Here is a 13,705-nt window from a genome sequence, read left to right on the forward strand (position 1 = left end):
GGCGCGGGCTCCGGCTCGCTGACCGCCTCCGGTTCGCCGTCGGGGTCGAGCGGGGTCTTGACGGACTCCAGCAGCAGCTGGGAGACATCGACGACCTGGAGCGACTCCTTCGCCTTGCCCTCGTTCTTCTTGCCGTTGACCGAGTCGGAGAGCATCACCAGGCAGAACGGGCAGGCGGTGGAGACGATGTCCGGGTTCAGGGACAGCGCCTCGTCGACGCGCTCGTTGTTGATGCGCTTGCCGATCCGCTCCTCCATCCACATGCGGGCGCCGCCGGCGCCGCAGCAGAAGCCGCGCTCCTTGTGCCGGTGCATCTCCTCGTTGCGCAGGCCCGGCACCTTGGCGATGATCTCGCGCGGCGGTGTGTAGACCTTGTTGTGGCGGCCCAGGTAGCAGGGGTCGTGGTAGGTGATGATGCCCTCGACCGGGGTGACGGGGACGAGCCGGCCCTCGTCGACCAGGTGCTGCAGGAGCTGGGTGTGGTGGATGACCTCGTACTCGCCGCCGAGCTGCGGGTACTCGTTCGCCAGGGTGTTGAAGCAGTGCGGGCAGGTGGCGACGATCTTCTTCTGCGCCTTCGGCTTCCTCGTCGACGCGTCCTCGTCGTCCTCGCCGAAGGCCATGTTCAGCATGGCGACGTTCTCGGCGCCGAGCTGCTGGAAGAGGAACTCGTTGCCCAGGCGGCGGGCGGAGTCGCCGGTGCAGTTCTCCTCGCCGCCCATGATCGCGAACGTGACGCCCGCGATGTGCAGCAGCTCGGCGAAGGCCTTGGTGGTCTTCTTGGCGCGGTCCTCCAGGGAGCCGGCGCAGCCGACCCAGTAGAGGTACTCCACCTCGGTGAGGTCCTCGATGTCCTCGCCCACGACGGGGACCTCGAACCCGACCTCCTTGACCCAGGCCAGCCGCTGCTTCTTGGGCAGGCCCCAGGGGTTGCCCTTCTTCTCCAGGTTCTTGAGCATCGTGCCCGCCTCGGAGGGGAACGCGGACTCGATCATGACCTGGTAGCGGCGCATGTCGACGATGTGGTCGACGTGCTCGATGTCCACGGGGCACTGCTCGACGCAGGCGCCGCAGGTGGTGCAGGACCACAGGACGTCCGGGTCGATGACGCCGTTCTCCTCGGCGGTGCCGATCAGCGGGCGCTCGGCCTCGGCGAGCGCCGCGGGAGGGACGGCGGCGAGCTGCTCCTCGGAGGCCTTCTCCTCACCCTCCATGGTCTTGCCGCCGCCCGCGAGCAGGTACGGCGCCTTGGCGTGCGCGTGGTCGCGCAGCGACATGATCAGCAGCTTGGGGGAGAGCGGCTTGCCGGTGTTCCAGGCGGGGCACTGCGACTGGCAGCGGCCGCACTCGGTGCAGGTGGAGAAGTCGAGGATGCCCTTCCAGGAGAACTGCTCCACCTGGCTGACGCCGAAGACGTCGTCCTCGCCCGGGTCCTCGAAGTCGATCGCCTTGCCGCCGGAGGTCATCGGCTGCAGGGCGCCGAGCGCGACGGCGCCGTCGGCGTTCCGCTTGAACCAGATGTTCGGGAAGGCCAGGAAGCGGTGCCAGGCGATGCCCATGTCGGTCCGGAGCGCGACCGTGATCATCCAGATGAAGGAGGTCGAGATCTTGATCATGGCGACCAGGTAGACCAGGTTCTGCAGCGTGCCGACGCTCAGCCCCCGGAAGGCCGCGACCAGCGGGTACGACGCGAAGTAGGCGGCCTCGTAGCCCTGCACCTCGGCCAGGGCGCCCTCCAGGCCGCGCAGCGTCATGATGGCGAGGCCGATGATGAGGATGACGGACTCGACGAAGTACGCCTGGCCGGTGTTGGAGCCCGCGAAGCGGGACTTGCGGCCGGCGCGGCCGGGGCGGGACAGCTGGCGGATCGTGATCAGTGTGATGATGCCGAGCGTCGTCATCAGGCCGATGAACTCGACGAACACCTCGTACGGCAGCCAATGGCCGATGACCGGCAGCGCCCAGTCGGCCTTGAAGAGCTGGCCGAAGGCGTTCACCAGGGTGAGCACGAGCGAGAAGAAGCCGATGGCGACGAACCAGTGGGCGACGCCGACCACGCCCCACCGGTTCATGCGGGTGTGGCCGAGGAACTCCCGTGCCACCGTGGCGGTGCGTGCTCGCCAGTCGTCCGTACGGGTGCCCGCCGGGACGTCCTGACCGAGTCGTACGAACCGGTGGATCTGGGCGATGGCGCGGCTGAACAGCGCGACGCCCACCACGGCGAGGACCAGCGACACGATGATCGCGGCGAGTTGCATTTCGGGGCTCCTCGGACCTGCGAGAGCGGAGGCGCGGGGCTGATGCCCGGCTGAATACTAAGCAGTAACTTATGTGGTTCTCCTGAGACTACCCAGTATCGGCGTGCGTGCGCAGCCGCGCCGCCGGTGATCTGTGTCGCTGCGCAGGCGCGTCCTCCCGCAACCCCCGGGCTGCCCGGTCCGCCGAGGGCTTCCGCCTGACGCTGCGGCCGTCCGTGCGTGCGGTGCTGACCCATAAGTTGAGCCTCTGCGACTCAGGTCTGTTGACAGGGTCGAAGGTGTGCGGCACCCTTGAGCCAGATCCACTCAAGTAGGCAGCTGGAGGACTCCACCATGGCACGTGCGGTCGGCATCGACCTGGGCACGACTAACTCCGTCGTCAGCGTTCTCGAAGGCGGCGAGCCCACCGTCATCACCAACGCCGAGGGCGCCAGGACCACGCCGTCCGTCGTCGCCTTCGCGAAGAACGGTGAAGTGCTCGTCGGCGAGGTCGCCAAGCGCCAGGCCGTCACCAACGTCGACAGGACGGTCCGGTCGGTCAAGCGCCACATGGGCACCGACTGGAAGATCAACCTGGACGGCAAGGACTTCAACCCGCAGCAGATGAGCGCCTTCATCCTGCAGAAGCTGAAGCGGGACGCCGAGGCCTACCTGGGCGAGAAGGTCACCGACGCGGTCATCACCGTCCCGGCGTACTTCAACGACTCCGAGCGCCAGGCCACCAAGGAGGCCGGCGAGATCGCGGGTCTGAACGTCCTGCGCATCGTCAACGAGCCCACGGCCGCCGCCCTGGCGTACGGCCTGGACAAGGACGACCAGACCATCCTCGTCTTCGACCTCGGTGGCGGCACCTTCGACGTCTCGCTGCTGGAGATCGGCGACGGCGTCGTCGAGGTGAAGGCCACCAACGGCGACAACCACCTCGGTGGCGACGACTGGGACCAGCGCATCGTCGACTACCTGGTGAAGCAGTTCGCCTCGGGTCACGGCGTGGACCTGTCCAAGGACAAGATGGCGCTGCAGCGTCTGCGCGAGGCCGCCGAGAAGGCGAAGATCGAGCTGTCCTCGTCCACCGAGACCTCGATCAACCTGCCCTACATCACGGCGTCCGCCGAGGGCCCGCTGCACCTGGACGAGAAGCTCACCCGCGCCCAGTTCCAGCAGCTGACCGCGGACCTCCTGGAGCGCTGCAAGATCCCGTTCCACAACGTGATCAAGGACGCGGGCATCCAGCTCTCCGAGATCGACCACGTCGTCCTCGTCGGCGGTTCCACCCGCATGCCCGCCGTCGCCGAGCTCGTCAAGGAGCTGACCGGCGGCCAGGACGCCAACAAGGGCGTGAACCCGGACGAGGTCGTGGCCATCGGCGCCGCGCTCCAGGCCGGTGTCCTCAAGGGCGAGGTCAAGGACGTCCTGCTGCTCGACGTCACCCCGCTGTCCCTCGGCATCGAGACCAAGGGCGGCATCATGACCAAGCTGATCGAGCGCAACACCACGATCCCGACCAAGCGTTCGGAGATCTTCACCACGGCCGAGGACAACCAGCCGTCGGTGCAGATCCAGGTCTACCAGGGCGAGCGCGAGATCGCGGCGTACAACAAGAAGCTCGGTATGTTCGAGCTGACCGGCCTCCCGCCGGCCCCGCGGGGCATCCCGCAGATCGAGGTCGCCTTCGACATCGACGCCAACGGCATCATGCACGTCTCCGCCAAGGACCTCGGTACCGGCAAGGAGCAGCGCATGACGGTCACCGGTGGCTCGGCGCTGCCGAAGGAGGACATCGACCGCATGATGCGCGAGGCCGAGCAGTACGCGGAGGAGGACCACAAGCGCCGCGAGTCCGCCGAGACCCGCAACCAGGCCGAGCAGCTGGTCTACCAGACCGAGAAGTTCCTCAAGGACAACGAGGACAAGGTTCCCGGCGACGTCAAGACCGAGGTCGAGGCGGCCGTCGCGGACCTGAAGGAGAAGCTGAAGGGCGAGGACTCCGCCGCCATCCGCGAGGCCACCGAGAAGGTCGCCGCCACCTCCCAGAAGCTGGGCCAGGCGCTGTACGCCAACGCCCAGGCCGAGGGCGGCGCGGCCGGTGCCGCCGGTGCCGCGGGCGGAGCCCAGGCCGACGACGACGTCGTCGACGCCGAGATCGTCGACGAGGACAAGAAGGACGGTGCCGCGTGACGGAGGAGACCCCGGGCTTCGAGGAGGAGCCTGTCGTCCCCTCTGCCGAGGCAGGTTCCTCTTCGCCGGGCGAGTCCTCCGGCGAGGAGGGGCCCGGCGCCGGGTCCGCCGACCAGGCGGGCCCGGCGGCCCCGGCCGGGGACGCGAACACAGACGTCGCTCTGCAAGCCCAGCTGGACCAGGTGCGCACGGCGCTCAACGAGCGCACGGCGGACCTCCAGCGGCTGCAGGCGGAGTACCAGAACTACCGCCGCCGGGTGGAACGGGACCGGATCGCGGTCCGCGAGATCGCGATCGCGAACCTGCTCACCGAACTGCTCCCGGTGCTCGACGACATCGGCCGCGCCCGGGAGCACAAGGAGCTGGTCGGCGGCTTCAAGTCGGTCGGCGAGTCCCTTGAGTCGGTCGCCGCCAAGTTGGGGCTGCAGCAGTTCGGCAAGGAGGGCGAGCCCTTCGACCCGCTGGTGCACGAGGCCCTGATGCACAGTTACTCGCCGGACGTCACGCAGACGACCTGCGTGCAGATCCTGCAGCCCGGGTATCGCATCGGTGAACGCACCATCCGCCCCGCGCGGGTGGCCGTCGCCGAGCCCCAGCCGGGCTCGCAGGGCGCGCAGCAGAACGACGAGACGGCGGACGAGGAGAACGGTGGCCCCGAGCAGGGCTGACGTAGGTGGCGCACGGAAGGAGGGACGCCGGGGATGAGCATCAGCAGGGACTTGTTCGAGAAGGACCTCTACAAGGTCCTCGGCGTCCCGAAGGACGCCACCGAGGCGGAGATCAAGAAGGCGTACCGGAAGCTCGCCCGTGAGTTCCACCCGGACGCCAACAAGGGCGACGCCAAGGCGGAGGAGCGCTTCAAGGAGATCTCCGAGGCCAATGACGTCCTGTCGGACCCCAAGCGCCGCAAGGAGTACGACGAGGGCCGCGCCCTGTTCGGCAACGGCGGCTTCCGGGCCGGCCCCGGTGGCGCGGGCGGCTTCGGGTTCGACCTGGGCGACCTCTTCGGCGGCGCCCCGGGCGGCACCGGTCCCCAGGGCGGCGGCTTCGGCGGCGGCCTCGGGGACGTGTTCGGCGGGCTCTTCAACCGCGGCGGCACCACCACCCGTACGCAGCCGCGGCGCGGCCAGGACATCGAGACGGAGGTGACGCTGAAGTTCACCGAGGCCGTGAACGGCGCCACCGTCCCGCTGAAGATGACCAGCCAGGCTCCCTGCAAGGCGTGTTCCGGCACCGGCGACAAGAACGGCACGCCCCGCGTGTGCCCGACCTGCGTCGGCACGGGCCAGGTCTCGCGCGGCGGCAGCGGCAGCTTCTCGCTCACCGACCCGTGCACGGACTGCAAGGGCCGCGGCCTGATCGCGCAGGACCCCTGCGAGGTCTGCAACGGCAGCGGCAGGGCCCGTTCGGCGCGGACCATGCAGGTGCGCATCCCGGCCGGCGTCACCGACGGGCAGCGCATCCGCCTGCGCGGCAAGGGCGCGCCCGGCGAGCGCGGGGGCCCGGGCGGCGACCTGTACGTCACCGTGCACGTCGACCCGCACCCGGTGTTCGGCCGCAAGGGCGACAACCTCACGGTCATCGTGCCCGTCACCTTCGTGGAGGCGGCGCTGGGCGGGGAGATCAAGGTCCCCACGCTCGGCGGTCCCCCCGTGACGTTGAAACTGCCCCCCGGCACGCCCAACGGGCGTACGCTGCGGGCCCGTGGCAAGGGAGCGGTCCGCAAGGACGGCACGCGCGGCGACCTGCTGGTCTCGATCGAGGTCGCCGTCCCCGCGACGACCGAGGGCAAGGCACTGGACGCCTTGGAGGCGTATCGGGAGGCCACCGCGGATGTCGACCCGCGGGCAGAGCTGTTCAAGGCCGCGAAGGGAGTCTGAGCCGATGGACACGAGCGGCGGCATGCGTGGCGGACGGGGCCGCAACCCGTACGAGCTGACCGATGAATCCCCCGTCTACGTCATCTCGGTGGCGGCGCAGCTCTCCGGGCTGCACCCGCAGACCCTGCGCCAGTACGACCGTCTCGGCCTGGTCTCGCCCGACCGCACGGCCGGGCGCGGCCGCCGTTACTCGGCTCGTGACATCGAACTTCTGCGCGAGGTGCAGCGCCTCTCCCAGGACGAGGGCATCAACCTGGCCGGCATCAAACGCATCATCGAACTGGAGAACCAGGTGGCGGCGCTGCAGGCGCGGGTCGCCGAGCTCTCCGGGGCCCTCGAGGGGGCGGCGGTCGCCATGCGGCAGCGCGAGGCCGCCGTCCACGCCTCCTACCGGCGTGACCTGGTGCCCTATCAGGACGTGCAGCAGACCTCCGCGCTGGTGGTGTGGCGGCCCAAGCGGCCGGAGTGAGCGGTCCCGCCGGACGGCGTAGGCCCGTCGAGCCGCGTAGGCCGGCTCAGGTCGGCTTGGGCAGGCAATGGGACGGCCGCGGGCCTAGGCCAGCAGGTCGGCGGGCCCGTGCGAACGGCGGTGCAGATGGCGGCCGGAGGCGGCCATCGCCTCCAGCAGGCGGTGGCCCTCCGCCGCGGGGACGAGCCCTTCCGCGCAGGCCTGGCGCATCAGGTCGAAGGTCTCCTTGTTGGTGATGCCGCGCCGGCGCGCGAAGTCGCGGGCCGAGCGGTCGTCGGTGATCCAGACCGCGCCCCGGAACTCACGGCGCCGGGTGATCAGCACGCAGGTCTCGGCCTCACCCAGGTGCTTGGTCGGCAGATGGGACGCGCCGCCGAAGACCGCCCGGCGCAGCCGGTCGACCTCCCGCAGTTCGGCGCCGTCGGTGATCTCCACGGGCTCGCCCAGCCATCCGGCCTCCGCCAGCCCGGCCAGCCGCGGCAGGAAGCGCGCGGAGCGGGCGGCCTCCCAGGCCACGGCCTGACTCCAGCGGCCCCGTCCGTCCAGCACCTTCTCCAGCAGGAGCAGCCGGTCGACGGCGGCGAAGTTGCACAGGACGGTGTTGTCGGGGAACCACCACGTGGTCATGGCTGGAAGACCAGATCCCCTTCTTCGGCGTCCTGTTGTTCGACGCAGTCGCCCGGTGGCGGTTCGGGCGCGAGGAGCTCGTGCAGCCGCTCCACGTCGGTGCCCAACAGCGTGGCCAGCGGGCGCAGGGTCGTCTCCCCCGCCAGGTAGGCCTTGTACAACTGCGAGGCGACCCTCGGTGGGAAGCGCTCCGCCGAGGATCGCGAGATCTGCTTCTGGTAGTCGTCGCCGGCGCCGGCGAACAGATGGCAGGCCTCCGTGGTGAGGGCGCGCAGCCTCTTGCGGCGCGCGGCGTCGACGAGTCCCAGTTGGTGCAGCCGGGCCGCCAGGGCACTCGGCGACACCCGGAAGCGCACGACGAGCCGCTCGAAGGCGGCGTCCGAGAGACCGCCCTGAGCCGCGTCCTCCGCCGCGTGCGCCGCGTTCTCCGCCGCGGCCCGCGTCAACTCCGCCGCGGGCATCAACAAGTGCGATGCGAAGACGTTCGCCCGCACCTCGGCCAGGTTCTTCTGCCGACCGGGGGCGACCCGGGACTCCACGACCATGCTGTGCGCGTCCTTGGCGAGGATGTGGCAGAGCTCGTGGGCGAGGGTGAAGCGCTGCCGCGTCCACAGGTCGGTGGGCGCGAGGAGGACGAGCCGGAACGCGTCGGCCTGCCACGCCAAACCGTCCACACCCTGTGGAAGGGCAGCGATGGCGACGTCCACTCCGAAGCGGTCCTCCACCGCCGCGATGAGCTCGTCCGTGCCCAGCTCGGCGGCCGGGAGCACGTCGAGCACCTCGGCCGCCAGCCGCTCGCCCTGCTCGGCGTACCGCTCCGCTGCCGCGCCGACCTCCGGCACCCGCGGCAACTCCTGCGTGCGGCCCAGCACGTCCAGCACCTCGTAGGCGGCGGCGAAGCGCGCCGCGACCTCCTGGGCGCCCACGGGGTCGGCGGTGCCGTCGCCCCTGGTGCGGGCCGCGAGCGCGGGGCGCAGCGGTTCGCTTCCGGTCAGCAGCCAGTCCACGGTCGTGCCGCCCGCCTCCGCGATCAGCGCCAGGTCGAGCGAGGTGAAGCGGCGCACACCGGTCAGCGACTTCGACAACTTGTCGGGCGTCAGCCCGACCGACCGGGCGAAGGCGGCCTTGGTCACCGCCGCCGCGTCCATCACGCTGCGTACGCGTGCGATGACGTTCGGGTCCATGCGCCCAGAGTAAGGCGGGCCTTGCGATTATCGCAAGGCCCGCCGGATGGCCGGTGTGGCCGGTGTGTCCTGCGTGGTCACGGCATGAGGATCACGGAGGCCCCTCCGGGCTGGGTCGGCGTTCCGTCCTGTGCCCAGCGGCTCGGGCGACTTGTGATCACCTCGTGCCCGCAGGCCGCGGGCGGTGTCGGCCGAAGAGGTGGCACGCTGGGGCGGTGCGGGGGTGCGGGGTCCGCGGCGGGGAAGACGGTGCGTATGCCGCACAGAGGCGTCGGAGCCGGGATGGTGGTGGGGCTGGCCGTGGGCATGATGGCCGGCGTGGTGCCGCTCGGGGCGGACTGGGGCGCCGAGGGGCTGGACGTGGCGCTGGCGACCGTGGCGATGTGGGCCGGGCTCCGGCTGGCCGCGCGGCACGAAGGGCCGTGGTGGATCGCCGGGCTGATGGCGCTGGTCCTGGTGAGCGTGGGTGTGGCGGCGTACGGCGACGTGGCCGTGCCCCGCTGCGCGGGGGTGGTTCCCGTCCCGGTGGTGGCGGCGCTGCTGGTGGTCGGCGGCGTCCGGTCCGTGTGGGCGCGGCGCGGGGGCTGGGGCGTGGCGGGCGCGGCGGCCGGGGCGGGCGCCCTGGTGGCGAGCGCGTCGCTGCCGGTGTGGGTGGCGGCGGCGATGTGGGCGGCGGCCCAGGCGGATCCGGCGTCGCGGACCTCGCTGCGGGCGAGGTAGTGCCCCGGCTGCGGCGGCGTCCGACCGCGAGGGAGACCGGCGCCGTCGGCCGCTGCGAGGGGTTCGCCCGCTCACCGGCGGAGTCGGGGAAGTCGCTGGTGGGGCAGCGGGCCGCGATCGCAGGCGGGGGTGGCGACAAAAGCGTTCGAGGAAGCCGCCCCGTCGCCGAACGGCTCCTCGGCCGGGCGTCGATACGCGGGCACGACGCGGAGGCCGGCCGGACCCGGGCGACCGCGGCGCCGGATCGGCGCGGACAGGACGGGGCGCGTCGCGGACGACCGGTGCGGACGACCGGCGCGCTCGATCCGCGCGCACGGGGGCCCGGTCAGGCGCGGCCCATGGCGCGGGTCAGCGTGATCTCGACGACGACCCGGTCCGGGTTGGGAGCGGGGGTGCGGCCGTAGCGCTCGGCGTAGCGCCGCACCGCGTCGGCGACGGCGTCCGGGTCGGTGTTGATCCGGGCCACGCCCTCCAGCGTCGCCCAACGCCCCTTGTCGACCTGGCACACCGCGACCCGGGCGCCTCCCGGCCCGGCCGCCAGCACGTTGGCGACCTTCCGGCTCGCCTTGTTGGTGATCACCCGGGCCAGCCCGGCCTCCGGGTCGTAGGTCACGCCGACCGGCACGACGTGCGGGGTGCCGTCCGGGCGGTGGGTGGTGAGGGTGCTCATGAGGTACTCCCGCCAGAAGGCGAGATAGCCGGGCTCGGGGCGGCGGGGGTCGATGGCCATGGCACCGACCGTACCCGGCCCTGGGTGCGGCCGGGCCGCACCCGACGACACGCACCCCGACGACACGCACCCGAAGACGCGCCCCCGACGACACGCACCCGAAGACGGGGGCGTCCTGTGGGCTCCTCGCCTTGGAAAACCAACCTTGAGTGGAATAGACTCAACTTGTCTCACGCTGGAATAAGCAGCTTCGATGGTGCCCGACGAGGAGGAGGAGTACGCGGACGTGGACGCCGAGCTGACCAACAAGAGCCGGGAGGCCCTGGGCGCCGCCAACAGCAAGGCGGTGTCGGCCGGGCATGCGGACCTGACCCCCGTGCACCTGCTGCTGGCGCTGCTGGAGCAGCCCGAGAACGACAGCGTGCTGGACGTCCTCGCGGCCACCGGCGCGGACGCCGCGGCGGTGCGCTCCGGCGCCGAGCGGCTGCTGGGCGGGCTGCCCAGCGTGCAGGGAAGTACGGTGGCGCCGCCGCAGGCGAACCGTGAACTGCTCGCTGTGATCGCCGACGCGGCGCAGCGGGCGAAGGAACTCGGGGACGCGTACGTCTCCACCGAGCACCTGCTCATCGGCATCGCCCTCAAGGGCGGGGCCGCCGGTGAGCTGCTGAAGCAGCACGGCGCGACCGGCAGCAGGCTGCAGGACGCCTTCGAGCAGATCAGGGGAGGTCAGCGCGTGACGACACCCGACCCCGAGGGCACGTACAAGGCGCTGGAGAAGTACGGCACGGACTTCACCGCGGCGGCCCGCGAGGGCAAGCTCGACCCGGTGATCGGACGGGACAACGAGATCCGGCGCGTGGTGCAGGTGCTCTCCCGGCGCACCAAGAACAACCCGGTGCTCATCGGCGAGCCCGGCGTCGGCAAGACCGCCGTCGTCGAGGGCCTGGCGCAGCGCATCGTCAAGGGCGACGTGCCCGAGAGCCTGCGCGACAAGCGCCTGGTCGCCCTGGACCTGGGTGCGATGGTCGCGGGCGCGAAGTACCGCGGCGAGTTCGAGGAGCGGCTGAAGGCCGTGCTGGCGGAGATCAAGGCCAGCGACGGCCGGATCATCACCTTCATCGACGAGCTGCACACCGTGGTCGGCGCGGGCGCCGGCGGCGACTCGGCCATGGACGCGGGCAACATGCTCAAGCCGATGCTGGCCCGCGGCGAGCTGCGGATGGTCGGGGCGACCACCCTCGACGAGTACCGTGAGCGGATCGAGAAGGACCCGGCCCTGGAGCGCCGCTTCCAGCAGGTGCTGGTGGCCGAGCCGAGCGTCGAGGACACCATCGCGATCCTGCGCGGACTGAAGGGACGCTACGAGGCGCACCACAAGGTGCAGATCTCCGACGCCGCCCTGGTCGCGGCCGCCACCCTTTCCGACCGCTACATCACCGCCCGCTTCCTGCCCGACAAGGCCATCGACCTGGTCGACGAGGCCGCCTCGCGGCTGCGCATGGAGATCGACTCCTCGCCGGTCGAGATCGACGAGCTGCAGCGCGCCGTCGACCGCCTGCGCATGGAGGAGATGGCGCTGGAGAAGGAGACCGACGAGGCCTCCAAGCAGCGCCTGGAGAAGCTGCGCAAGGACCTCGCGGACAAGGACGAGGAGCTGCGCGGCCTGACCGCGCGCTGGCAGAAGGAGAAGGAGGGCCTGAACCGGGTCGGTGAGCTCAAGGAGCGCCTGGACGACCTGACCACCCGGATCGATCGCGCCCAGCGCGACGGCGACTTCGAGACCGCGTCCAAGCTGCTGTACGGCGAGAAGCCGAAGCTGGAGGCGGAGCTCGCCGAGGCCACCGAGGCCGAGGAGGTGGCCAAGCGGGAGACCATGGTCAAGGAGGAGGTCGGCCCGGACGACGTGGCCGACGTGGTCGCCGCCTGGACGGGCATCCCGGCCGGCCGCCTGATGGAGGGCGAGACGCAGAAGCTGCTGCGCATGGAGGAGGAGATCGGCAAGCGTCTGATCGGCCAGTCCGAGGCCGTGCGCTCGGTGTCCGACGCGGTGCGCCGCTCGCGCTCGGGCATCGCGGACCCCGACCGCCCGACCGGTTCCTTCCTCTTCCTGGGCCCCACCGGTGTCGGCAAGACCGAGCTGGCCAAGGCCCTGGCGGACTTCCTCTTCGACGACGAGCGGGCCATGGTCCGCATCGACATGAGCGAGTACGGCGAGAAGCACTCCGTCGCCCGCCTGGTCGGCGCCCCTCCCGGCTACGTCGGTTACGAGGAGGGCGGTCAGCTGACCGAGGCGGTGCGCCGCCGTCCCTACTCCGTGGTGCTGCTGGACGAGGTGGAGAAGGCCCACCCCGAGGTCTTCGACGTCCTGCTCCAGGTGCTGGACGACGGCCGGCTCACCGACGGCCAGGGCCGCACGGTCGACTTCCGCAACGCCATCCTCATCCTCACCTCCAACCTCGGCAGCCAGTACCTGGTCGACCCGGTGCTCAGCGAGGCGGAGAAGAAGGAGAGCGTGCTGGAGACGGTGCGGGCGTCCTTCAAGCCCGAGTTCCTCAACCGGCTCGACGACATCGTCGTCTTCAACGCCCTGCACAAGGACGAGCTGCGCCGCATCGCCCGGCTGCAGACCGACCGCCTGGCGGCCCGGCTGCGCGACCGGCGGATCTCCCTCGACATCACCGACAGCGCCCTGGACTGGCTCGCCGAGGAGGGCAACGACCCCGCCTACGGCGCCCGTCCGCTGCGCCGCCTGGTGCAGACCGCCATCGGCGACCAACTGGCCCGGGAAATCCTGGCCGGCGAGGTCCGGGACGGCGACACCGTGCGGGTCGACCGGGTCGGCGACCGGCTGATGGTGGGCGCCACCACCGGCAAGACCCTCTGAGGCGCTGCGGGAATCCCCGCGAAGGGGGGCACGGCGGGCCGCGCTTGCACGGAGCGGCCCGCCGTGAGGGAGGATGGGGGTATCCGTACGAAGGGAACTCCAAGGTGAGCATCGACCCGTCCTCGATTCCGAACTTCGGGGGCCAGCCGGACCCCCAGCCCGGCCCTGCCGGGAACGTGGTCATTCCTGACCAGGATCTGGTCAAGCAGCTGCTGGAGCAGATGGAGCTCAAGTACGTCGTCGACGAGGAGGGCGACCTCGCCGCGCCGTGGGAGGAGTTCCGCACCTACTTCATGTTCCGGGGTGAGGAGGACCAGCAGATCTTCGCGGTCCGCACCTTCTACGACCGGGCGTACAGCATTGAGGACAAGCCTCAGCTGCACGAGGCGATCGACGACTGGAACCGCCGCACCCTGTGGCCGAAGGTCTACACCCACACCCACGACGACGGCACGGTCCGTCTGATCGGTGAGGCCCAGATGCTGATCGGCCTCGGCGTCGGCCTGGAGCACTTCGTCTCCAGCACCGTCAGCTGGGTCCGGGCCTCCATCGAGTTCGAGAAGTGGATCCTCGACGCCCTCGGGCTGGAGAAGGACGCGGAGTCCACGGACGACGGCGAGGACTGAGCCCGCCGCCCGCACGGGCGCACCCGCCCGTATGCCCGTCCGCCGCGCGACCGCCGTAGAGCGGGCGCGCCGGGCGGGCTGCGGTCTTCCGCGACGGCTGCACCGCCTCCCGGAGCCGGCGCAGCCGTCCCACGCTCTCCCCGTCGCCCGGGCCCTGCCGGCAGCCGCCCGCGTTCCTCACCCCCGCACACCACCGTGGGCCCGCATCC

Annotated in this window: 11 protein-coding genes; 7 read left to right on the top strand and 4 right to left on the bottom strand. The window is 71.1% G+C overall.

Going from position 1 to position 13,705, the window contains the following annotated elements; genetic code table 11:
* Window positions 1-2,258, bottom strand: a 2,258-nt coding sequence (locus tag ACRWND_RS28635; protein WP_431954499.1) for a (Fe-S)-binding protein, incomplete at its 3' end; no start/stop codon positions are given.
* A 333-nt stretch (window positions 2,259-2,591) separates the two neighbouring features.
* Here ACRWND_RS28635 and dnaK point away from each other — a divergent pair.
* From dnaK to ACRWND_RS28655, 4 genes are read left to right on the top strand one after another with little or no spacing between them, the layout of a single operon-like run.
* Window positions 2,592-4,436, top strand: a complete 1,845-nt coding sequence (dnaK, locus tag ACRWND_RS28640; RefSeq protein WP_431954516.1) for a molecular chaperone DnaK — start codon at window positions 2,592-2,594, stop codon at window positions 4,434-4,436.
* Window positions 4,433-5,104 carry a nucleotide exchange factor GrpE gene (gene grpE, locus ACRWND_RS28645; RefSeq protein WP_431954501.1) on the top strand — a complete coding sequence of 224 codons (672 nt, stop codon included), beginning with the start codon at window positions 4,433-4,435 and terminating at the stop codon, window positions 5,102-5,104. The genes dnaK and grpE overlap by 4 nt, the downstream gene beginning before the upstream one ends.
* Before the next feature lie 33 nt (window positions 5,105-5,137).
* Window positions 5,138-6,316, top strand: a complete 1,179-nt coding sequence (gene dnaJ / locus ACRWND_RS28650; protein WP_431954503.1) for a molecular chaperone DnaJ — start codon at window positions 5,138-5,140, stop codon at window positions 6,314-6,316.
* A 4-nt stretch (window positions 6,317-6,320) separates the two neighbouring features.
* The gene (locus tag ACRWND_RS28655) at window positions 6,321-6,785 is read left to right on the top strand and encodes a heat shock protein transcriptional repressor HspR (RefSeq protein WP_431954505.1); all 465 of its coding nucleotides are present in this window, start codon (window positions 6,321-6,323) and stop codon (window positions 6,783-6,785) included.
* Between the two features lie 84 nt (window positions 6,786-6,869).
* Here the strand turns inward: ACRWND_RS28655 and ACRWND_RS28660 are convergent, their stop codons facing one another.
* Window positions 6,870-7,412 carry a hypothetical protein gene (locus tag ACRWND_RS28660; RefSeq protein WP_431954507.1) on the bottom strand — a complete coding sequence of 181 codons (543 nt, stop codon included), beginning with the start codon at window positions 7,410-7,412 and terminating at the stop codon, window positions 6,870-6,872.
* The gene (locus tag ACRWND_RS28665; protein ID WP_431954509.1) at window positions 7,409-8,596 is read right to left on the bottom strand and encodes an ImmA/IrrE family metallo-endopeptidase; all 1,188 of its coding nucleotides are present in this window, start codon (window positions 8,594-8,596) and stop codon (window positions 7,409-7,411) included. The genes ACRWND_RS28660 and ACRWND_RS28665 overlap by 4 nt, the downstream gene beginning before the upstream one ends.
* A gap of 255 nt (window positions 8,597-8,851) precedes the next feature.
* Here ACRWND_RS28665 and ACRWND_RS28670 point away from each other — a divergent pair, with 255 nt between their 5' ends.
* Window positions 8,852-9,316, top strand: a complete 465-nt coding sequence (locus ACRWND_RS28670) for a hypothetical protein (protein ID WP_431954511.1) — start codon at window positions 8,852-8,854, stop codon at window positions 9,314-9,316.
* A gap of 325 nt (window positions 9,317-9,641) precedes the next feature.
* On the opposite strand, the gene ACRWND_RS28675 is transcribed toward ACRWND_RS28670, so the two are convergent.
* A complete protein-coding gene (locus ACRWND_RS28675) occupies window positions 9,642-10,046 on the bottom strand; it encodes a pyridoxamine 5'-phosphate oxidase family protein (protein ID WP_431954513.1) in 405 nt (134 codons plus the stop codon).
* Window positions 10,047-10,272: 226 nt separating this feature from the next.
* Here ACRWND_RS28675 and clpB point away from each other — a divergent pair, with 226 nt between their 5' ends.
* Together clpB and ACRWND_RS28685 are read left to right on the top strand one after the other, a co-directional pair.
* The gene (gene clpB, locus ACRWND_RS28680) at window positions 10,273-12,870 is read left to right on the top strand and encodes an ATP-dependent chaperone ClpB (protein WP_431954518.1); all 2,598 of its coding nucleotides are present in this window, start codon (window positions 10,273-10,275) and stop codon (window positions 12,868-12,870) included.
* Window positions 12,871-12,974: 104 nt separating this feature from the next.
* Entirely contained in the window at window positions 12,975-13,496 is a 522-nt protein-coding gene (locus ACRWND_RS28685; RefSeq protein WP_431954515.1) for a YbjN domain-containing protein, read from the top strand.
* Window positions 13,497-13,705: the final 209 nt, after the last annotated feature.

Source organism: Actinacidiphila sp. bgisy167 (assembly GCF_965342175.1).
Lineage (GTDB): Bacteria > Actinomycetota > Actinomycetes > Streptomycetales > Streptomycetaceae > Actinacidiphila.